This window comes from uncultured Chitinophaga sp. (assembly GCF_937898475.1).
In the GTDB taxonomy this organism is placed as follows: Bacteria; Bacteroidota; Bacteroidia; order Chitinophagales; family Chitinophagaceae; genus Chitinophaga.
This window is the reverse complement of record NZ_CALEJS010000015.1, coordinates 268,012-288,609: the sequence shown is the minus strand read 5'-3', so window position 1 is coordinate 288,609 and position 20,598 is coordinate 268,012. Positions and strand designations below refer to the sequence as shown.

Genomic DNA, 20,598 nt, shown 5'->3' with positions numbered 1-20,598 from the left:
ACCTATGACCAAACCTATACCCTATACCGTATTGGCAGCCCTGCTGCTGTTACTTGCTGCCTGCTATAAAGAAGTGCCGCACCCGGTTGCGGTAGACTTCATCTATGTGCTGGCAGACAGCTCAAAGACCGTTCCCCGCCCGGTGAACTTCACCAACCGCACCACCGGCGCCACCGGCTTCAAATGGACCTTTGAAGGCGGAGAACCGGCCATCTCCGAATACGAGAATCCCGGTACCGTTGTCTTCAAACAGGCCGGCGCACACAAAGTGACGCTGGAAGCCTGGAACGAAGATATCCGCGAAACAAAGACCATCACCATACAACTGGACAGCGCCGTACAGGTATCCTTCGATGCTGAGATCCAGGTAAATGATTTTTCACCGGTACAGGTGAAGTTTATTAACCATACCCAAGGCGCCAGCAGCTATCAATGGACCTTCGAAGGCGGCGATCCCGCCACGGCGGATGTACAAACTCCGCCCATCATCACCTTCACCACACCCGGTGATCACCAGGTTACCCTGCAGGTAAGCAATGGCGGCGAAAGCTTCACTACCACCAAAACCATCACGGTGAAACCGGCGCTGCAAACAGACTTCGAGCTGACGCCCGGTGCTTTTGATGATGATTACGAAGCACCGCTCACCGCTATCCTGAAAGGAAAAAGCATCAGCTATCTTACCCAGCAGTGGCAAACATCCGGCGGCACACTGCTCAGTGATACGGCATCAGACAATACCCTGTTCTTCAATGACCCCGGCACCTATACCGTTACGCTGACCAACGGCAATGGCAAAGACACCCGTACCGTTACCAAAACCATTACGGTAAAGCCTAACTCCCGCCTGCGCTCTATCACAGATGTAAAACTGGGCATCAGCACTGCTCATGGAGAGATAGGCTGCTTTTATTCCACCCGCCTGCGAAAGGTGTTCCGCAGGAATGATGATCTGTCTGCCGAAGGGAAAGAAATCGATCTTGTATTCTTCGGGTTGAACAGAAACTTCACTTATAACAAATTCGTATCGCCTGATTCTGCTGCCAGCTACACTTTCGGCGCTATACCAGGTGCAACTGTTACACGCTTTATCAACAAACAGGAACAGTGTAACTGCAGCCTGCAGTTCACCGCAGCAGACTTTGACAACATGACCAACGATGCGCCCCTGCAAAGCCTGCAGTTCCCCGCCAACGCCACCGGCGGTATACAATTCGATTATAACCTGCTGCCGCGTATTGTGCTGTTCCAGACACAGGACGGACGCAAAGGCGCTGTGAAGATAAAGGACTACGTGCTGGAAGGCAGCACCGCGTACATTTTGGCAGACATTAAAGTTCAGAAGTATGAGTAAACCCCGTATCCTGTACCTGTGTGCTGCATTGCTGCTACCAGCGCTCTCCAGGGCGCAGCAGGTAGACCTCGGCCACCTGGGCGACCTGTTTGGTAAAGGCAAAGCCATTAAAGTGAATGGCGGTATCAATGCCAATACCGTTTTTAACAGCGGCGGCGGATATGGCCGTCAGCCCTTTACCTGGTTCATTAACGGCAGCCTCAATGCCAACCTGTTTGGCCAGCTGAACCTCCCGTTTTCTTTTAACCTGACCAACGCGGGAGCGGGCTACTCTTATCCCAATATGCCCAACCGCCTTAGCCTGCACCCTACCTATAAAGGTGTTACGGCGCATATTGGCGATGTGGCCATGTCTTTTTCTCCCTATACCCTGAACGGACATCAGTTCACCGGTGTGGGACTTGACATTGCCCCGGAAAAGGACTGGAGCATCAGCGTGATGTACGGCAGGCTGCTGCGTGCAGTAGATTACGACAGCACCAACCGCAGTATATTACCCTCTTACCGCCGTATGGGCTATGGCGCCAAACTGGGCCTCACAAAAGAAACTTATGCTTTAGGCGTCAGCTTCCTGCGCGCAAAAGATCATAAAGATCCGATGCTGTATATACCAGACACCCTGCGCGTGTTCCCTAAAGAGAACCTGGCAGTGAGCATTACCGGTATGGTAAGGCCCTTCAAAGGACTGGAGCTGACAGCAGAATATGCCAACAGCGCCATGAAGCTGGACAGGCGCGATAACAACCACGCCTACAAATCTACCGGTGGTAATGTACTGGAAAGTATCTTTATGTACGAGGCCAGGAACACTTCCTTTTTCAAGGCCATCAGGGCGGGAATGAATTACGCTTTCTATAAAAGCACCATCGGTATTGGCTATGAGCGTATTGACCCGGGCTATCAAACGCTGGGCGCTTACTATATGAACAATGACCTGGAAAACATTACGGTGAACTTCTCACAACCTTTCCTGAAAGACAAGGCCAATATAGCCGCCAGCGTTGGTTACCAGCGCGATGATCTGAACCACACCAAAGCGGGCGCCACTTCACGCATGGTAAGCTCAGTGAACGCCAACTATATGCCGGATGAGAAGTGGAACGTCAACTTCACCTACTCCAATTTCCAGACCTATACCAACATAAAGCCGCAGTTTGATTATATTAACCAGACAGGTCCCTATGACAATATGGACACGCTTAATTTCAAGCAGGTATCACAAAGTGCGGGCCTCAACGTGAATCATGTAATCAGGAGCGACAAAAAGAAAAGCCATAACATGAACCTGAACCTGAATGTGCAGGATGCCGCCGATATCCAGAATGGTGTGCTTTGGAAAGGAAATGGTTCCCGGTTTTACAATGGCAATGCCGCCTATACGTTGTTGCTGATACCACAGCAGATCAGCTTTACCAGCGCTTTCAACCTGAGCTACAACTCTATTGGCCGAAATGATTTCATGACCCTGGGACCTACTATCGGTATCAACTCAAAACTGTTCAATAAAAAGGCGACGGCGGGTTTCACCACTTCCTACAATACCAGCAGCGCCGACGGGCAGCAACAGGGAAAAGTGCTGAACCTCCGCACGAATGCGGCTTATATTTTTATGAAGAAACACAACCTGAATATGAATGCCGTACACCAGACCCGGTGGACACCCAAGGGTAAGACCAGCAACTTAACGGCAACGCTGGGGTATAACTATAGCTTTTAAACGCCCTGTTCAAAGCCCTCATCCACCAGCCACGGACCATTATCCGCGGCCTGGGTGGCCAGCTCGTCACAACGGTTGTTGTAAGGGTTGCTGGCATGGCCTTTTACCCATACCATCTTTACCCGCTGCCTTTTATAGGCAGGGATAAAACGCATCCAGAGGTCTTTGTTCTTTTTATCTTTAAAGCCGATCTTCACCCAGTTCCACAACCATCCCTTTTCAATACTGTTCACCAGGTATTCGCTATCGGTAAAGATGGTCACATCCAGTCCGTCTTTTTTCAAAGCCTCCAGACCGGTGATCACGCCCATCAGCTCCATACGGTTGTTGGTGGTGCGGCGATAACCCTGTGAAAGCTCCTTACGCAGCTTGCCCCACATTAATATGACCCCGTAACCTCCCGGTCCGGGATTTCCCCTCGATGCTCCGTCTGTATAAATGGTGATTTCCGACATACGTAATTGAAAAAGTGGCAATAATAATTAATAATTAAGAATTAAAAATTAATAATTAAGAATAGCACGGCTGGTGGCCTGATCGGTACCTGTCTAATTGCAGGAAAATGTTACAACACCTGCCTTTCATCTGGGCACTTGTCCGCTGATTCTTATTATTAACTCTTAATTATTAATTGCCCCTAGACTTGTATGACGCCTGTAGAAAAAGCGTCCCGGAGGGGCGCGTGATTGGCGGCGGCGATGCCTTCTGAGATAATCTTTCGGGTGTCTGCGGGATCAATGATGTCATCCACCCACAGGCGGGCGGCAGCGTAGTAAGGAGTGGTCTGGATGTTATAGCGATCGGTGATAGTGGCCAGCAGTTTGTTTTCTTCTTCGGGGGTGATCTCCTGCCCTTTTGCCTTAAGGGAGGCTACCTGTATCTGCAGCAGGGTTTTGGCGGCCTGTTCTCCGCCCATTACGGCGATTTTGGCGGTGGGCCAGGCATAGATGAAACGGGGGCCATAGGCCTTGCCGCACATGGCATAGTTGCCTGCCCCGTAAGAGTTGCCTATGATGATGGTGATCTTGGGTACTACGGAATTGGCTACGGCGTTCACCAGTTTGGCGCCGTCTTTAATAATGCCGGCATGCTCGCTGCGGCTGCCTACCATAAATCCGGTCACGTCCTGGAGGAATACGAGGGGTATTTTTTTCTGATTGCAGTTCATGATGAAGCGGGCTGCCTTATCGGCGCTATCGTTATAGATCACGCCGCCCATCTGCATTTCTCCCTTTTTGCTTTTGACGATTTTGCGCTGGTTGGCTACAATACCTACGGCCCAGCCATCTATACGGGCATAGCCGCATAAGATGCTTTTGCCGTAATCCTGTTTATACTGGTCAAATTCGGAGTTATCTACCAGGTGGGCGATGAGCGCTTCCATATCGTAAGGCCGGGTATTGTCTGCGGGGAGTATACTGTAGAGGCCCTGCGGATCCCTGGCGGGCGCCACGGGGGTAGTGCGGTCAAAGCCCGCTTTTTCCGGGCTGCCCAGCTTGTCCATGATACGGCGTACCTGGTCCAGGCATTCTTCGTCTGTCTTGAACTTGTAGTCTGCAATACCGGATATCTCCGTATGGGTAACCGCGCCGCCTAACGTTTCTGCATCTACGCTTTCGCCGATGGCGGCCTTTACCAGGTAGGGCCCTGCCAGGAAGATAGAGCCGTTGCCTTCTACCATCAGTACTTCATCGCTCATGATAGGCAGGTAAGCGCCACCCGCCACGCAGCTGCCCATGACAGCGGCAACCTGTGTAATACCCATGGCGCTCATACGTGCATTGTTGTAGAAGATCCTGCCGAAATGCTCTTTATCGGGGAAGATCTCATCCTGCATGGGCAGATATACCCCTGCGCTGTCAACCAGGTAGATGATGGGCAGGCGGTTCTCCATGGCTATTTCCTGCAGGCGGAGGTTCTTTTTACCCGTGAGTGGGAACCAGGCGCCTGCCTTCACCGTCATATCATTGGCCACGATCACGCATTGCCGTCCGCTTACATACCCTATACCGGCTACTGTACCGGCAGCCGGACAGCCACCGTGTTCTGCATACATATCGTAAGCGGCAAATGCGCCTATTTCAGTAAAAGGAGTGTCTTTATCTACCAGGTAGGCAATACGTTCCCTGGGGGTTAACTTACCTTTCTGCCTGACCTTCTCCATATTCTTCTTACCGCCCCCCTGCTCTATCACCGCCAGGCGTTGTTTTAGCGTACTTACCGCCATCCGCATGGCATCTTCATTCCGGTTGATCTCCAGTTCCTGTTGATCCATAGCTGTAGTATTTATTGCTAAAAATAACGAAGAATGAAGACATGGTGAAAAAGGGTTTTCGTAAATTTAGATGAACAGTAACCATAAACCTGCAATTACCATGTCTCATCTGCAATACATTGCGCAATCTTTGCAAGACCTGTATGATGGCAAGCCCTGGATAGAGGTCACCTTCACAGAGCACCTGAAACGGATCAATGCGCAGCAGGCGGCAAAGCGGATCAATGGCTCCAACTGCATCTGGCAGATTGTGAACCATATTATCTTCTGGCATCAGCGTGCATTACGGTATATGAGCAATGAACCGCCCGAACAGGATGGCGACCTGCCCGACTTTTACCTGCCTGAAAATCACGGGGAGGAAAACTGGCAGGCCACCCGGCACCGCCTGGAACATTCTGTACAACTTTTAACAAACGGGATCCGCTCCTTCCCCGAAGACCAACTCTACGAAGTATTTCCCGGCACTGAGCACCAGGCCGTCTACTATTTTCATGGCCTGGTAGAGCACGCCGCGTATCACTTAGGGCAGGTGGTGTTGTTGCACAAGTATGCTAATTAAGAATTGCGGGATGCAATACAAGTGTTTTTCCGGCCAACCGTCATGTTGAGCATTATTAATTCTTAATTATCAATTAAAAGGTCGTAGCGCTCCTCCCTTAGTTGATGCCCCCACATCTGCTGGGGCTCCGTACCGGTCTTTTTGAAGCCGGCCTTTATGTAAATGTCCGCAGCGGTGGTTTGCTGGTGGGTGGTCAGGAGGTATACCTGTTTGTATTGCTTTTCACGGCAGAAGGCGAGCGCGTCTGCTACCAGCTTTTTACCCAGGCCAATGCCGCGCATGTCGGGGTGTACGAGCAGCCAGCGCAGCTGTGCCAGCTCGCTGGAATGGCCAAGGATCGCTACTGCCCCAACAATGCGCTGCTGCCAGCTGGCAATGAATACGCGGTCTTTGGCGGGATCATACTGTTGCAGAAAATCATAGAAGGTTTTACATACATAGGCTTCAAACTCCAGGTTGTAACCGGTTTCCCGGGCGTAGATGTCGCCATGCAGGTAGATAAGATAACCTGCATCACCGGGCAGCAGCTCGTTGCGAAAGCTGAGATCTTCCAGGCTGATCTTCCTGTTGGCTGATAAGAGGTGTTCTATGGTTTCCATGGAGCGGGTCACCTCCTGCTGCTGATGTGCCGGCAGTGGGTCTAATACCTGCCGTATCTGTTCATTGGAGCGCTGATCCAGTGTGTTCATTAAACGCTTCCCTTTGGCGGTCAGCTGCAGGAACCAGGTACGGCCATCTGCGGCAGATTGTTTACGGTTTACAATATGCTGCTGTTCAAAGGTCTTCAGCATGCGGCTCAGGTAGCCGCCATCCAGCTGCAGGCGCTCCGCCAGCTTACCTGCCGTGCACTGTTCCGTATGCCATATCTCGTATAATACGCGTACTTCTGACAGGGAAAAATCACTATCGAGTATATGCTGGTCCAATAATCCTATTACGCCGGTGTAAAAGCGGTTGAATTTCCTCATGGCACTGATCGTTGCTGCTGTAGTTGACATATCTCCTGAATGTATGAGGACACTAAGGTATGATATATATTTGACCAAGTCAAGTATATTATTTGCCTGTGGCAAGTATTATAAAAAAAGGCCGCACGGATGTGCAGCCCCTTTCATGTGCTTGTTATAATTAACTGTTATGACTTCTTGTACACGATGCGGTAGATGGAGCCCCTGGCGTCGTCAGACACGTACAGGGAACCGTCAGGACCCTGTGCCAGTCCGCAGGGGCGGTGGCGGGCATCGCCTGGAGATACGATATTATCCGTACCTGCAAAACCGTCTGCAAACACTTCCCATTTACCGGAAGGTTTGCCATCCTGGAAGGGTACAAATACCACGAAATAACCTTGCTGTTTTTCAGGCGCCCTGTTCCAGGAGCCATGGAAGGCGATGAATGCACCGTTCTTATACCGCTCAGGGAACATATTGCCGGTGTAGAACAGCAGGGCGTTAGGCGCCATGTGTGCGGGGAAAGCAGCGATTGGATCTTCTGCATTTTCGCCGCCGGTCTTCTTGCCGTCGCCGCCATACTCAGGATTCAGTATTTTCTTCTGCTGCTCATGATCGTAGTAGATATACGGCCAGCCGCAGTCGGAACCTTGTTTCAGACGGTACATGCATTCTGCGGGCAGGTTTACGGATTGTTCCTGTGTGAACAGTTTAGGGAACATGTCATGCAGCTGGTCACGTCCGTGCTGCATTACATACAGGGCATTTACCTGCTGGTTCCAATCCAGCCCAACCACGTTGCGCAAACCCGTAGCATAGCGAACGCCGGTTCCATAGGTCTGGTTCTGCTGATCAGCTTTAAACTGCCAGATACCTCCTGCAGAGTCCAGCACCGGGCATGGCTTCATGCCAAGGGAGCCCGCGGTACGGTCTTTCTCCTGGCAGGCATTGGAATAGGCGCCTATATTTACATAGATATTCCCATCATTATCGAGTGCCAGTGATTTGCTTTCGTGCTGGTTGCGGTCTATCAGTCCGGTCACAATTTTCTCGGGCTGGTCAGGATTGCTTACCTGGTCTTTATCATCCAGTTTGTAGCGGAACACTTCCGTATTGGAGGAAGCATACAGGTAGCCGTTCTTAATCGCAATACCGGTGCCGCCGTAATCACCAAAGCCGGTGTTCTCGTCTGCTTTGCCATCGCCATTGGCGTCGTGCAGCCGGATGATGCCTTTCCCATCTTTCGGGCTGGCCAGTTTCACATAGATGTCGCCTTCTTTTGTTACCACCAGGTGGCGGGCTTTACCCACACTGTCGGCCACTTTGATAGCGCCAAAGCCATCGGGCAGTTTCAGCCCTGCAGTGTCAGCATCGGGGGCAGGGGTCGCGGACTGAGCGGTAGCATCTGTTCCGGTGCCGGTGTTACCTCCTTGCCCACACGAAGCAAGCATAGCGGCGCCGCTGATTGCCAGCAGCCACCTAAAGCGTGTTCTCTTCATAGCTTATGAATAATTGAGGTGTTAAATTAAGCTGATTTTTTGATTATTGTACCGGCTATTTTACAGGTGGTATTACTCATAAAAAAGATAGCAGGCGCTGTGCAGCCCAATGAAAAATGCCGGCTTTGCGCCGGCATTTAATGAGTATAACAACTGATGGATGGACGATAAGATAATTGTCCACTTAGTAACCGGGGTTCTGCACCAGCTTATTGTTACGGTTTATTTCGTCGCGTTGCAGCGGCATAAAATACATCTTGTCCAGCCATAGCCGCTTTTCAGCTTCGAGCGTGATTGGAATGTATGTATAGTTGTAGCTGGCGGTATCGTAACGGTAAATGGGCACCGTCTTGCCATCTTTTAATGTTGCAGTGATATTAATGCCGCGTAATGGCCGTCCTACGGTATTCTGCGGTATCATCCATCGCCTTACATCATAGAAGCGTTGTTCTTCCAGTGCCATTTCAATCTCACGCTCATGACGGTAACGGTCTCTCAGTTCCGGGCCGGATGCCGTGATCTCGGGCATAAAGGCACGCCTGCGGATCTGGTTCAGCCAGTTGCGCGCTTCCTGTTCTTCTCCCAGTTCAATGCAGGCCTCTATATAGTTCAGCACAACCTCGGTGTAACGTAAGAACGGGTAAGGCACCTGTTGGTTATAGAACTGCGCATCTACCGTAGTATCGATGAACTTCTTAAAGTAGTAGCCGGTAAAAGAACCGTTCCAGTTCTCTATCGGGCTTTGCCTTGTGTCCAAACCTACCACTGCAGCTTTACCACCGCCTGCAGACACTTCATACTTACCGGTCTGCACCTGGTTGAATGGATCCTTTGCCTGCACATCTGCCGGGCGTTTACGCCATCCGGCGCCATCGTACAGGATAGTGGCATAAAACCTGGGATCACGGTTCAGGTATGGATGTGCCTTATGAGCAGGGTTGTTCCAGTCAAACGGCGTACCGTCGGCCATTTCATAATCGTCTACAAATTGTTGTGTTGGCGTATTACCGGCCCAGTTATGGTAACCATTGGGACCATTGTACAGGCCTATGTTGCCGCCCGGCTCGTCTTTATCATTGAGGAAGTAACGTGAAAAGATCGTTTCACTGTTATCTATCAGGAACATGCCCTGGATGTTGGCGGTTGCTTCTTTGGCGCTGGCCGGATTGGGGCTCTGCAGCGAAAGGCCGCCCATATCTATTACGGCTTTTGCCGCTGCCTTGGCTTTCTGCCAGCGTTCTGTACGGTTGCCGCTGGTGTAGCCCAGCAGTTCCGGGTTGCTGAAGCCTGCTATCACGGCCGATTTGCTTTTGGCGGTAGGCACATCATGCAGGTCGCTGGCGGCGTAGACCAATATACGGGATTTCAGCGCCAGGGCAGCAATGTCTGTGGCACGGCCCTTAACACTGAGACCGGTTTTACCCTGCAGGTAGTAAAATGCAGAATCGCAGTCCTTCACGATAAAGTTTACGCACTCTTCAAAAGTGCCGCGGGCAATGGTATAGTCAGTTTCGCCAAGGGCATATACCTTGTCTACCAATGGTACGCCTCCATAACCACGCACCAGCTGGTGGTAGAAATAGGCGCGTAAAAAGAACGTTTCCCCCTTCAGTCTGTCCCGTACATTATTATCGTCAAAAGGTACGCCGTCAATTTTGGTGAAGAGCTTATTACAGGCCCTGATCCTGGTATACAGCTCATTCCAGCGCATGGTACTGCGGTTGGTCACATATTCTGCATCCGTAGGATTGATGGTAGCTTCTACCATGTTTTTCATACCATAGCCATGCGTGAACATGGTTTCATCTGTGGCGGAAGCCAGCATGGTTTCCAGGAAACCGCCGCTGCTAAGACCGTTATAGATATCGTTCACAAAAGCTTCTGTGAGGCCGGGGTCGGAGAACACCTGGTCTTCCGCTGCTTCGTCCCTGGGCACTGTGTTCAGGAAATCCTTGTTACACGCTGTTGTCAGCACGCCTGCCAGCAGGGCCACCCCAATGTATATACGTTTCATTTTGTTCTGCATACGTTAATCTTTAAAATGTTAATGAAAAGCCGGCGTTGATCACCCTTGCCTGCGGATAGTACTGCCCGTTGCCGCTAACAGATTCGGGGTCCAGTATTCCCAGTTTGTCAAAAGTGATCAGGTTAAGGCCGTTCACATACACTCTCAGTGAACTGATGCCTGCCCTCTTTTTCAGCAGATCGGAAAGATTATAACCGATCTCCACGTTCTTTAACCGGATATAGTTGGTGCTGCGGAACCAGTAAGTATTACCGGTAGCCCAGTAGGTATCGTTACGGTCGCTGGTACGGGGATCCACGCTGCTGGGATTATCCGGGCTCCAGCGGTGATCATAGTAATCTTTTGTGAAGTTGCCGATCTCACCGGATTCCGTATTGATATGCAGCGCACCGCCGGTAGCGCCCTGTACCAGGATGGAGGCATCAAAGCCTTTGTACTGCAGATTGATGTTCATACCGCCGGTAAAGGTGGGTTGATTGTTCTTTGACATACGGATCTTGTCGTCACCGTCGATCTTGCCGTCACCATTAATGTCTTTGAACTTCATATCGCCGGGGCGGAGGTCATTGGTCAGCGCGCTGTAGTCGATCGTGTTGTTCTTGATATCGTCAAAGTCGCGGAATACGCCATCATACTCATAGTAGATCTGCGTATTCATGGTTTTGCCGGTTGATTTCTGCCATGCGGGTGCGCCCGGCGGTTCGTCCCAGAATTTGATGCTGTTCTTGGCATAGCCGCCGTTCACGCTTACATCGTAGTGCAGCTCTCCTATCTTATTGGTGTATCCTACACGGAACTCCCATCCTTTGTTATCCACCTTACCCAGGTTTTCCGCGGGCAGTATCATACCGGTGGTTTGGGGGATAGATGCGTTCCTGCGCACCAGGATACCGGAGCGTTTGTTCATAAACGCGTCCAGTTCGAAGTAGATCTTGCCATCCAGCAGCTGACCATCCAGGCCGATGTTGTAGTTGTTGGCCACTTCCCAGGTGATGTTGGGGTTAGCCAGGCGGGCTTCGAAGATGGATTTGGCCAGTACGCCGCCCAGTACATAGTTATTAAACCCGTAGGTACCGTAGTACTGGTATTCCTGCAGGTCCAAAGTACCGTCGTTGTCATCATCGAAATAGATCTGGTCATTACCCAGGCGGCCCCAGGATCCGCGCAGCTTCAGGTAGTTCATGAAGCGCACATTGTCTTTCCAGAAATTCTCTTCGGATATACGCCAGCCGGCGAGTATACCGGGAAAGAAGCCGAAGCGTTTGTTGGCAGGGAACATATAGGAGCCATCAACACGCCATACAAATTCTGCCAGGTATTTCTCCTTGTAGTTGTAAGCGGCGCGGCCAAAGTAGTTCAGACGGGCGCGGTCCCATGCGCCGCCGTCGTTGTTCTTCTCCCTGTCGCCACCGGCTATCAGCTGATCGATGGAGCTGGAGATAAAATATTTACGGGAAGCAGAGAAGTGGTCCTGGTTCACGGTTTCCCTTTCCACACCAAATACCAGGTTAACGGTATGGCCGCCTTTGAAAGAGCGGTCATAGCTCAGCAAACCGCGCAGCAGCTGGTTGGTCTGGTCTTCATCACCCTGGTCAAGGGTAGACTGGTCAGTACCGCGTTTGCTGCGTGTAAGCCTGGGCGTTGTACCGTCTGCTTCATAGCTGCTGCCATCCCAGGTATACAGGTACCAGGGGGTCTGCCATTTCTTGGTACGTTTCAGGTATTTATCAAAAGCGATGTTGCCGCTCAGTTTCAGGCCTTCTACCCAGGGGATGGTGATATCCAGGCGGGCGTTGGTCTGTACATAATAGCGTTTATCGCGATCATAACCGGTTTGGCTGGTGGTGATCACCACCGGGTTGTTACCATATTCGATATCAGGACCAGGCAGCCCGTTGGGCCAGAAAGCCGGTTCATTGGGCTTACCGCGCATCAGCATGCGGAAAATGTCGCCGGCGCTGCGGGTGGGGAAGTTCCTGTCTTCCTGGCGGCCCAACATGTCTACGCTTACACTCATGTATTTGTTGATCTTACCATCCAGGTTGATGCGCAGGCTGTACTGATCGAATTTGGTAGCAGATTTTTTATAGTAGCCTGCCTGGCTTTGATAGCCGAAGGAGGTCATATAGCGCAGGTTCTCTGATCCGCCGGAAAGCTGCAGGGTATGATTGGAGGTAGGCGCCCAGGTTCTCAGGGTAGCTTTGTACCAGTCTGTGTTAGGGTGTCCCCAGGGATCAGAACCATCGCTGAATTTCTGCAGATCATCTGCGCTGAAGGGCGGCGTCCAGGTATTGCCTGTAACCGGGGATACGTAGCTGCCATTTTGCTTATAGGCACTCCAGGCATCGTTCCATTCAGCAGCGGCCACGTTCTTGTAGAGGCTCAGCTCATTCCTGATCTGTGCGTACTCGGTAGCGTTGGACATTTCGGGTGTGCGTGTAGGTTGCGACCATCCCTGGTTGAAGTTATAGGTAAGTACCGGTTTGCCGGATTTACCACGTTTAGTAGTTACCAGTATAACGCCGTTAGCCGCCCTGGCGCCATAGATGGCTGCAGAAGCGTCTTTCAGTACAGACATATTTTCAATATCTGCAGGGTTAAGGCGTTCCAGGCCACCTGCCCTTGCTGCCACCCCGTCTATTACCACCAGGGGATCGTTGTTACCCAATGTATTGGAACCGCGTATGCGGATGGTGGAACCATCATAACCCGGCTCACCGGTGTTCTGCATGGCTACCACACCGGGCATACGGCCGGCGATGGAGTTACTGAGGTTAGTGGCGGGCGACTTCACCAGGTCGGCCCCTTTGATGGTGGCCACAGATCCTGTTACAGATTCACGTTTCTGGGAGCCGTAACCAACCACTACTACTTCGCTTAAGCCTTTGGTGTCTTCCAGCAGGGTAATGTTCAGCGGTCCGCTGCCGTTCACCGTAATGGTTTGCGGCGTGAAGCCGATGGCGCTGATGGTGATCCTGGCAGATTCGGGTACTGACAGGGAGAAGTTGCCATCGGCATCTGTAGTGGTGCCTTTACTGGTGCCTTCTATCTTGATGGTAGCCCCGGGTACCGGCTGTTTATTCTTATCGGTGATCCGGCCTTTCAGTACAATATCCTGTGTGATGCTGCCTTTGGGCGAGATCACGATCAGGTCATCATTCATCATCCGGAAGCTGAAGCCGGTGTTATTAAGCGCCATTTCCAGCACTTCTGATACAGGCTTCTGCTGTACGTCAACAGTAACCAGTTTATCCAGCGAAGCGGCATCCTCCTGGTAAATGAACCGGTAGTTGGTTTGCTGGGTGATCTTCCTGAAAAGCTGCTTGATGCTTTTGTTTTCCTGTTTGAGTGTTACCCTCGCTTCCTGCGAGTAGCCTGCATTAGCTGAGGCCTGCAATACGGTAACGAGTAGTAAGGCGACTGTTAACTTCATACACAAGATTGACTTACAGACATAGCGATGCCTGTCCTCCAACAAGTCAAAAATTTTCATACTTTTGGTTTGAAAGGTTAATAAAATGGCATGCCTGGCAACTCCCAATTACCGGCATGAGATTTTTACTTTTGCGGGAAATGCGATCACATTTCCCGTTTTTTATGCGCTATTATTTCGGTTGATCCTCATAACGTGGTTTTAATCAGTTAGTGAAATTTATTTGTCGGCTATATCAGTTCGCATCATACAATACGGCGGTATGATCTTTTATACGGTATTTACAGCCGGTGATGATGCTGATGGCTTTCAGCGCTTCTTCCGGCGAATCGTCTTTAAATGCCCCTGTCATACGGAACGACTGCAGGCGTGTTCCCGTTACCGTTATCCGCAGGCCAAACCATCTTTCCATGCGTACGGCCAGTTCAGATAAGGGTTCCCCTTTGAATACCAGCTCATTGTCTACCCAGGCGGTTTCAGCGATCACGCTGTCTTTACCGGAGGGCGCTACGCTGGAGATACTCAGTTCTTTATGGGGATGGATATCCGGACTGGCTGCAATGCTTAGTTTTTCGTAGGAGCTAAGCAGGTAACGTTCCTGCGGGCGGCGTTTTACCTGTACTTCTATCTTTCCCCTGATCAGCACTGCTTCTGCCTTTTTCTCTCCCGGGTAGGACTTTACATTGAGTGAGGTACCCAGTACCCTTACGTCCATAACGGCGGTGTTGATAATAAAGGGTTTGCCTTCATTTTTCACCACTTCAAAAAAAGCTTCCCCATCCAGCTGTACGCGGCGTTCCTTTTGCAGGAAATCGTCGCCATAGGTAAGTTTACTGCTGGCGTTGAGCCAGACGGTAGTGCCATCCGGCAGGATCAGCTTAGTGCGGGAGCCGGGCCGGGTGATCACCATATTGGGAAACCGCTTTTCCATGGTTTCCTTTACGTCGGGCTGCTGCGGGAACAGCAGCGCCACACAGGCAATGACCAGGAATAATATGCCTGCACCCATGAAAAAGTAGCGCCGCGCCTTACTTTTCCCGGCAGCGGTATTAACGGAGATCTCCGGTTGTTCTGGTAGCAGTCCTTGCTGTTCCAGCTGCTGCATGTTACGCTCCAGCAGGCGTTTGGATCTTTCGGCAGGCCTGGATGGAGAGCTTACTGCAGATTCGTTCCAAAGCCACTGCACCGTTTCATATGCTTCGGAGAATTCCGGATATGCTTTCAGCAGATCTGCCAACAGCAGTTTTTCTTCTTCTGTTAGCGCGCCGCTGATCTTTTTCAACAACAATTTGTAAAAGATAGATTCCGGTCCGTTCATTTAGTTTATAACATCAATTAGTTATATAGACGACAAAAAGGAAGGGTTACCATTAAGGAGGAGAAAAGTTTTTTTTTGAAGGGGGCTTTATCGGCCTCGTAGCCGTAAATATTACGCCAATGTCCTGAATTTCACCGATGCCGCTACTTTCTTCAACGCTATCGCCATCTGTACTTCTACTGTATTAACAGATATCCCCAGCAGCTCAGCTACTTCACGGTACTTAAAGCCATCTTCCTTGACCATTTTAAAGATCAGGCGGCAACGGGCGGGCAGTAAATTGATGGCCCCTTCTATTTTGCGTACCATCTCCTTGGAGATCACCTGCTCTTCAGGGGTGGGCGCCAGGTCCTGCACCTCCAGGGGATCGATCTCATTGAATTCAATACTGTGTAAATAACGTTCCTTTTTCAGGAAGTCCAGCGCCAGGTTGCGCGCCATGGTATATATGTAGTTCCTTGGATGGGCCGTATCCGGCAGTGAGCTCCGCCGCGCCCATATCTTTACGAACAGGTCAGAGTATAATTCTTCTGCTACCTCCTCCACTCCTACCAGGGCTTTGATAAAAGCGATCAAAGGGTTTTCGAGGGCCAGGAACAGCTGCTGATAGGCAGTCATATCATCCTGTCGGCACACCCGGTCATACAATTCCTTTATACCTTGCAGGTTATACATAGATAGCACCTGATTAAGCAGTTTCCAATATTGATACAGTATAATGCATAATAGGGGATCATTTCACACGTGGCCAATAAATATCTTTTTCCATAACGTTCTCCCTGTCAATGCTACACTTAACGGTTTCTCTAATCCAAAGTAAAAGGAAAAATTCTAAAATCCAAATCCCCAGGATGTAAATTCCAAATCCCGAATTCCAAATTCCAAATTTTCGCGGAGATCGGAAATTAGCAATTTAATACTTGGAACCTCAAGCATGGTTTTGGAATTTGGTATTTGGAATTTGGTATTTGGATTCCCTATATTGGGTTATGAAACACCTTATATTGCTGTACTGGCTCATGGGGCTTGCAATACCTGTATTTGCCCAGGATACCCTGTTCCGTTTTGCCCTTATCTCTGATACACATATTGGCAGTAGTACTGCGCTGGAAGACCTGGAAAGGACCGTGCAGGATATTAATGCACAAACAGATATAGCATTTGTGATCATTTCGGGCGACATTACCGAATTTGGATCAGACGAGGAATTACAATTGGCCAAACAGGTGCTGGACCGACTGCAGCTTCCCTGGCATATTATTCCCGGCAACCACGATACCAAATGGTCTGAGAGCGGCTGTAATACCTTCCGTACTGTGTTTGGCGGGGAAACTTTCAGCTTTCAGCACAAAGGATACTGGTTCCTGGGCACCAATTGCGGACCCAATATGCGCATGGGCCCCGGACAAATTCCCCGGGAAAACATCGTATGGCTGGAACAACAGCTGGCGCAGCAACAGGATAAAAATCTGCGCATTATTTATGTGAACCACTACCCGCAGGACAGTGGACTAAACAACTGGTTTGAAGTGCTGGACCGCTTCAGGAACCGCAACCTGAAAGCCATTCTCTGCGGTCACGGACATACGAACCGCGCACTTGATTTTGAAGGCATACCAGGTATTATGTGCCGCTCCAACCTGCGGTCAAAGCAGTCACTTGGCGGGTATAACATTGTATCACTGGTGCACGACTCCCTGGTATTCAATGAACGCCGCCCCGCCCAAACCACCCTCCCCGCCTGGCATGCAGTAGCGCTGCATACAAACGAGGCCCCGCAATGGATGCCCCATCCCCCACGCCCAAGCTATGCCGGCAATCTTTCCTTCCCGCAGGTACGCATCAAATGGACCAAACAGGAACAGGGCGATATCGGCAGCGGCGCAGCCATCAGCGGCAAACAGGTGATCTATACCAATACCAATGGCGAAATAAAAGCGGTTGACGTACTATCCGGCAAACCGCGCTGGCAATTCAAAGCCAAAGGGAAAATATATGCTACCCCGTTAGTAGCCGGCCAGCGGGTGATCGTTCCCTGTACAGATGGCCAGGTATATTGCCTGGACGCCCGTAAGGGCCGTGTACGCTGGCAACAGCCTACCGGCAAAGCAATTGTAAGCTCCGCCGCATTATACCGTAATATCGCGATCGTAGCAGGATCAGACGGTCATTGCCGCGCATGGGATATCGCTACCGGTAAACAGCAGTGGGATTTTGACAGTGTACGAAATTTCGTGGAAACCAAGCCGCTTGTATACCAGGACAAAGTATATTTCGGCTCCTGGGGCAATGATTTCTATGCACTGGATGCTGCTACCGGTAAACGCATCTGGACCTGGAACAGCGGCGCCACCAACCGCATGTTCTCTCCTGCCGCCTGCTGGCCGGTAGCCAGCCACAATAAGGTTTTCATCGTAGCGCCCGATCAATACATGACGGCATTGAACGCCACCAGCGGACAAGCACTGTGGCGGCACCGCGATACCGCCAACCGTGTACGTGAATCTATGGGACTATCCGCCGACAGCGGGAAAGTATACGTCAAAACCATGCAGGGCCATGTGCTCGCCTTCGATGCCAGCGCCCACACACAACAACTGCGCTGGAAATCACCCGTAGCACTGGGTTATGAGATCTGCCCCTCTCCCATCGTGGAATATGGGAATACCGTATACGTACCTACGCAATCCGGCACGATATACGCCTTGTCTGCTACAGACGGCGCCCTGCAATGGCGGCATAAATTCTCCAATTGCCTCATCAACAATATCCTGGCGGTAGATGATCACACGGTAATTGCCTCCGCCGCTGACGGACGATTAATATGTGTGGAGATAAGCCGTTAGCGTTGGCTGTTAGCTGCTAGCTATCTCCGGCCCTTCTTACCAGGCACTGCGTGGTCAACACTGATAATACCGGCCCCCATAATGAAGAGGGTAAACAACATGATCAGGTAATACAGGGGTATTTCAAAACCGTTATTGCCTGCTTCGTAGCCGTTGGGCCAGTGTACCGCAAATATGGCCACCAGCATAATAATCATCAGTGGAATGGTAATAAGCCGGGTAAACAGTCCGAGGAGGAGTAACAGCGCACCCAGGGCCTCAAAGATCGCTACCAGGTAGGCGCTTACCAGGGGCAGGGGAAACTTTGCCTGCTGAAACCATCCGATAATGGCATTGATATCTGCCCACTTCATACTGGCTGCGTGGTAAAATCCATAAGCCAGCACCAGTCTCATAATGAGCAGGGGAAGCGACCATCCTTTCTCCATAGAAGCGCCCCACCCGCTGAGGGATCGTATCATAGAATATGCGATTTGGTGTCGTAGCCTAGTATCAGCCGGTTCTCCAGCGCCTGCGCAAAGAAGGCGCCGGCAGCTTCCCTGATCGCGTCATTCAGCGGCAGCTGCCAGGTGGCACAAGCTTGCTCTACCAGGGGATGCATAGCCTGCGGACGTTCCTCCAGCAATTCCAGTAGGGTCACCAGCACGGGCGACAGCTGCATGAAAGCCACTTCACCATTATCCGGTTTGCGGAACAGCACCAGGAAATAATCCCCTTTATCCTCCGCACTGATCTGTTTCGCCTGTTTAAGATGCACCGGGTAATGAAAATGCTGCAAATGATGCTCAGGGTTCAGCACGAATGCATCTGCCTGTATATCGCCAAAGGCGGTGAAAGCCGCCGGCTTGTCTTCCATCATGAACAGCTCTACTTCCAGCCACTCCAGCCACAGCAGTTCAGACAGGAAGGGATATTTTTCCAGCAAAGGATGCTGTGTTTTTACAAGATATTCGTGCAATTCGCGGGGCATGTACCACACCTGGGGCGACTGGCACGCATGACTGGAGAAGAAATCCTGCACCATCTGCTTCCACTCTTTAGCTGTGAGCAGGTGATACGTGAGTGGGTAGGCAGATTGCAGCATGTCATCCACCACGTTGTACACCAGCCGCCGGTAGTGGGTAACGTGTCCCTTATGCACACCCGGAATGGCGGTATAACGGCCTGAACGGCAGTAGGCCGCCAGTGCGGATTGATAACCGGTGGTGGTGGTAGCTTCAGGCGGTTGCATACTGATGATTTTTCAGGTGAAGGTTTTTGATGGCCTGCAAACGGTCTATCTCCTGCTGCAGCGCTTCCAGCTCAGGTATATTGAAATCCCTTTCCAATAGCACGGGCACATCCCTGTCAAGCCGCTGCACGGTATATGCAAACAGATCGTACACCGGGTCGATGATCGCTTCACCGTGTGTGTCAATGATGAGGTCTTCCGCCACCTTTTCATGACCGGCCATATGGATATAACGTACCCGTTCCATCGGCAGCTGGTCAATAAATGCCTTTGCATTATACTGGTGGTTAAACCCGTTCACATATACGTTGTTTACATCCAGCAGGAGGTCGCAATCCGCCTCCTGCAGGACGGCATTGATAAACGCTATTTCCGTCATCTCTGGCGCAACAGGCGTGTAGTAGCTGACTATTTCTATGGCGATCCGTCTTTCCAGGAAATCCTGCACCTGCCTGATGCGGCGGCTTACATGCTTCACCGCTTCCTGTGTGAAAGGAATGGGCAGCAGGTCGTACAGGTGGGCATTATCGCATTTGGAATAACTGAGGTGCTCTGAGTAGATCTGCGCATTTGTTTCCCGCAGGAAATCTTTCACTTTACCCAAAAATACCAGGTCCAGCTCGTCCGGACTGCCTACTGAAAGCGATAATCCGTGGGTGAATAAGGGATATTGCTCCAGGGCCTGGCGGAATAACTTTTTCCAGTATCCCCCTACGCCTATCCAGTTCTCCGGTGCCACTTCAATGAACGCCGGATGAAAGAAAGGACTTTCCAGCAAGGCAGCGGCAAAGTCTTTTCTGAAACCTATTCCAACCATGATCTTACATTTAAATGTTAGCAGCTAATTTGAAAGTTTGAAGTTTGAGATTTGAAGCTGGTGAAAGGTTGAAAGTTTAGGATAAACATCTGCTACACTTCACACCTCAAACGAACTTCAAACCTCAAACCTCAAACCCGTAGTCAACTCAGGCCTTCGGTTTAGTCCCCGTGCTGTCTTTCTTGTGTTTCTTTTTCTTGTCTCCGCATTTGCCTTCACCGCACTTTCCTTCACCGCATTTACCGTCTTTACCCTTTTTTACGCCGGCGGAATCTTTCTTGGCGCCACAGTTCAGCTCCAGGCTGCGGGCGTCCAAGTTGCCGTCCATCAGGCGGGCCCTTACGGCTTCCCCGGTACCCAGGTCTTTAAAACGGAAAAGGTCTGCTGCATTTGTGTTGAGGTTGGCAGTGGCAAATAAGGCGCCGGCCAGCAATGAGCCGGTAAGCAGTACTTTTTTCTTGTTCTCCATTGTCGTCAGATTTTATAGGTGAAAAATTATCTTGTTCTGTTTCGACGTAGATTCATCCTCGGCTGACCAGGTATAGGGGGAATTACACGTAGATTATCTGT

The 20,598-nt window shown here is 50.8% G+C and carries 16 protein-coding genes; 4 read left to right on the top strand and 12 right to left on the bottom strand.

Annotation, left to right across the window (positions count from 1 at the left end):
* The first annotated feature begins 4 nt into the window (after positions 1 to 4).
* Positions 5 to 1,354: a PKD domain-containing protein gene (locus Q0577_RS08070; RefSeq protein ID WP_298734615.1), complete on the top strand. Its 1,350-nt coding sequence runs from the start codon at positions 5 to 7 to the stop codon at positions 1,352 to 1,354.
* A complete protein-coding gene (locus Q0577_RS08065; protein ID WP_298734612.1) occupies positions 1,347 to 3,071 on the top strand; it encodes a hypothetical protein in 1,725 nt (574 codons plus the stop codon). The genes Q0577_RS08070 and Q0577_RS08065 overlap by 8 nt, the downstream gene beginning before the upstream one ends.
* On the opposite strand, the gene rnhA is transcribed toward Q0577_RS08065, so the two are convergent.
* Both rnhA and Q0577_RS08055 read right to left on the bottom strand, forming a co-directional pair.
* A complete protein-coding gene (rnhA, locus tag Q0577_RS08060) occupies positions 3,068 to 3,526 on the bottom strand; it encodes a ribonuclease HI (protein ID WP_298734610.1) in 459 nt (152 codons plus the stop codon). The two genes, Q0577_RS08065 and rnhA, sit on opposite strands and share 4 nt — an antisense overlap.
* Positions 3,527 to 3,708: 182 nt before the next feature.
* Positions 3,709 to 5,346 carry a carboxyl transferase domain-containing protein gene (locus Q0577_RS08055; protein ID WP_298734608.1) on the bottom strand — a complete coding sequence of 546 codons (1,638 nt, stop codon included), beginning with the start codon at positions 5,344 to 5,346 and terminating at the stop codon, positions 3,709 to 3,711.
* A gap of 100 nt (positions 5,347 to 5,446) precedes the next feature.
* On the opposite strand from Q0577_RS08055, the gene Q0577_RS08050 reads away from it, so the two are divergent.
* A complete protein-coding gene (locus Q0577_RS08050; RefSeq protein ID WP_298734607.1) occupies positions 5,447 to 5,908 on the top strand; it encodes a DinB family protein in 462 nt (153 codons plus the stop codon).
* A gap of 62 nt (positions 5,909 to 5,970) precedes the next feature.
* On the opposite strand, the gene Q0577_RS08045 is transcribed toward Q0577_RS08050, so the two are convergent.
* From Q0577_RS08045 to Q0577_RS08020, 6 genes are all read right to left on the bottom strand, one after another.
* The gene (locus Q0577_RS08045) at positions 5,971 to 6,906 is read right to left on the bottom strand and encodes a bifunctional helix-turn-helix transcriptional regulator/GNAT family N-acetyltransferase (protein ID WP_298734606.1); all 936 of its coding nucleotides are present in this window, start codon (positions 6,904 to 6,906) and stop codon (positions 5,971 to 5,973) included.
* Between the two features lie 137 nt (positions 6,907 to 7,043).
* The gene (locus Q0577_RS08040) at positions 7,044 to 8,357 is read right to left on the bottom strand and encodes a PQQ-dependent sugar dehydrogenase (protein WP_298734603.1); all 1,314 of its coding nucleotides are present in this window, start codon (positions 8,355 to 8,357) and stop codon (positions 7,044 to 7,046) included.
* Positions 8,358 to 8,541: 184 nt separating this feature from the next.
* The gene (locus tag Q0577_RS08035) at positions 8,542 to 10,383 is read right to left on the bottom strand and encodes a RagB/SusD family nutrient uptake outer membrane protein (protein ID WP_298734601.1); all 1,842 of its coding nucleotides are present in this window, start codon (positions 10,381 to 10,383) and stop codon (positions 8,542 to 8,544) included.
* A 10-nt stretch (positions 10,384 to 10,393) separates the two neighbouring features.
* Entirely contained in the window at positions 10,394 to 13,816 is a 3,423-nt protein-coding gene (locus Q0577_RS08030; RefSeq protein ID WP_298734599.1) for a TonB-dependent receptor, read from the bottom strand.
* Between the two features lie 235 nt (positions 13,817 to 14,051).
* Positions 14,052 to 15,134: a FecR domain-containing protein gene (locus Q0577_RS08025; protein WP_298734597.1), complete on the bottom strand. Its 1,083-nt coding sequence runs from the start codon at positions 15,132 to 15,134 to the stop codon at positions 14,052 to 14,054.
* 111 nt (positions 15,135 to 15,245) lie between these two features.
* The gene (locus tag Q0577_RS08020) at positions 15,246 to 15,809 is read right to left on the bottom strand and encodes an RNA polymerase sigma-70 factor (protein WP_298734595.1); all 564 of its coding nucleotides are present in this window, start codon (positions 15,807 to 15,809) and stop codon (positions 15,246 to 15,248) included.
* A 314-nt stretch (positions 15,810 to 16,123) separates the two neighbouring features.
* On the opposite strand from Q0577_RS08020, the gene Q0577_RS08015 reads away from it, so the two are divergent.
* The gene (locus Q0577_RS08015; protein ID WP_298734594.1) at positions 16,124 to 17,980 is read left to right on the top strand and encodes a PQQ-binding-like beta-propeller repeat protein; all 1,857 of its coding nucleotides are present in this window, start codon (positions 16,124 to 16,126) and stop codon (positions 17,978 to 17,980) included.
* A 20-nt stretch (positions 17,981 to 18,000) separates the two neighbouring features.
* Here the strand turns inward: Q0577_RS08015 and Q0577_RS08010 are convergent, their stop codons facing one another.
* From Q0577_RS08010 to Q0577_RS07995, 4 genes are all read right to left on the bottom strand, one after another.
* Complete coding sequence (locus Q0577_RS08010) at positions 18,001 to 18,441, bottom strand: DoxX family protein (RefSeq protein ID WP_298734592.1); 441 nt, start codon at positions 18,439 to 18,441, stop codon at positions 18,001 to 18,003.
* Entirely contained in the window at positions 18,438 to 19,211 is a 774-nt protein-coding gene (locus Q0577_RS08005; protein WP_298734590.1) for a DUF2063 domain-containing protein, read from the bottom strand. The genes Q0577_RS08010 and Q0577_RS08005 overlap by 4 nt, the downstream gene beginning before the upstream one ends.
* A complete protein-coding gene (locus Q0577_RS08000; protein WP_298734588.1) occupies positions 19,198 to 20,028 on the bottom strand; it encodes a DUF692 domain-containing protein in 831 nt (276 codons plus the stop codon). The genes Q0577_RS08005 and Q0577_RS08000 overlap by 14 nt, the downstream gene beginning before the upstream one ends.
* 148 nt (positions 20,029 to 20,176) lie before the next feature.
* Complete coding sequence (locus Q0577_RS07995; protein WP_298734586.1) at positions 20,177 to 20,497, bottom strand: hypothetical protein; 321 nt, start codon at positions 20,495 to 20,497, stop codon at positions 20,177 to 20,179.
* Positions 20,498 to 20,598: the final 101 nt, after the last annotated feature.

Coding starts and splice junctions, on each gene's coding strand:
- Q0577_RS08020 (WP_298734595.1), bottom strand. CDS start 15,809: ATGTATAACCTGCAAGGTATAAAGGAATTGTATGACCGGGTGTGCCGA.
- rnhA (WP_298734610.1), bottom strand. CDS start 3,526: ATGTCGGAAATCACCATTTATACAGACGGAGCATCGAGGGGAAATCCC.
- Q0577_RS08070 (WP_298734615.1), top strand. CDS start 5: ATGACCAAACCTATACCCTATACCGTATTGGCAGCCCTGCTGCTGTTA.
- Q0577_RS08055 (WP_298734608.1), bottom strand. CDS start 5,346: ATGGATCAACAGGAACTGGAGATCAACCGGAATGAAGATGCCATGCGG.
- Q0577_RS08040 (WP_298734603.1), bottom strand. CDS start 8,357: ATGAAGAGAACACGCTTTAGGTGGCTGCTGGCAATCAGCGGCGCCGCT.
- Q0577_RS07995 (WP_298734586.1), bottom strand. CDS start 20,497: ATGGAGAACAAGAAAAAAGTACTGCTTACCGGCTCATTGCTGGCCGGC.
- Q0577_RS08050 (WP_298734607.1), top strand. CDS start 5,447: ATGTCTCATCTGCAATACATTGCGCAATCTTTGCAAGACCTGTATGAT.
- Q0577_RS08005 (WP_298734590.1), bottom strand. CDS start 19,211: ATGCAACCGCCTGAAGCTACCACCACCACCGGTTATCAATCCGCACTG.
- Q0577_RS08065 (WP_298734612.1), top strand. CDS start 1,347: ATGAGTAAACCCCGTATCCTGTACCTGTGTGCTGCATTGCTGCTACCA.
- Q0577_RS08030 (WP_298734599.1), bottom strand. CDS start 13,816: ATGAAGTTAACAGTCGCCTTACTACTCGTTACCGTATTGCAGGCCTCA.
- Q0577_RS08045 (WP_298734606.1), bottom strand. CDS start 6,906: ATGTCAACTACAGCAGCAACGATCAGTGCCATGAGGAAATTCAACCGC.
- Q0577_RS08035 (WP_298734601.1), bottom strand. CDS start 10,383: ATGCAGAACAAAATGAAACGTATATACATTGGGGTGGCCCTGCTGGCA.
- Q0577_RS08025 (WP_298734597.1), bottom strand. CDS start 15,134: ATGAACGGACCGGAATCTATCTTTTACAAATTGTTGTTGAAAAAGATC.
- Q0577_RS08000 (WP_298734588.1), bottom strand. CDS start 20,028: ATGGTTGGAATAGGTTTCAGAAAAGACTTTGCCGCTGCCTTGCTGGAA.
- Q0577_RS08015 (WP_298734594.1), top strand. CDS start 16,124: ATGAAACACCTTATATTGCTGTACTGGCTCATGGGGCTTGCAATACCT.
- Q0577_RS08010 (WP_298734592.1), bottom strand. CDS start 18,441: ATGATACGATCCCTCAGCGGGTGGGGCGCTTCTATGGAGAAAGGATGG.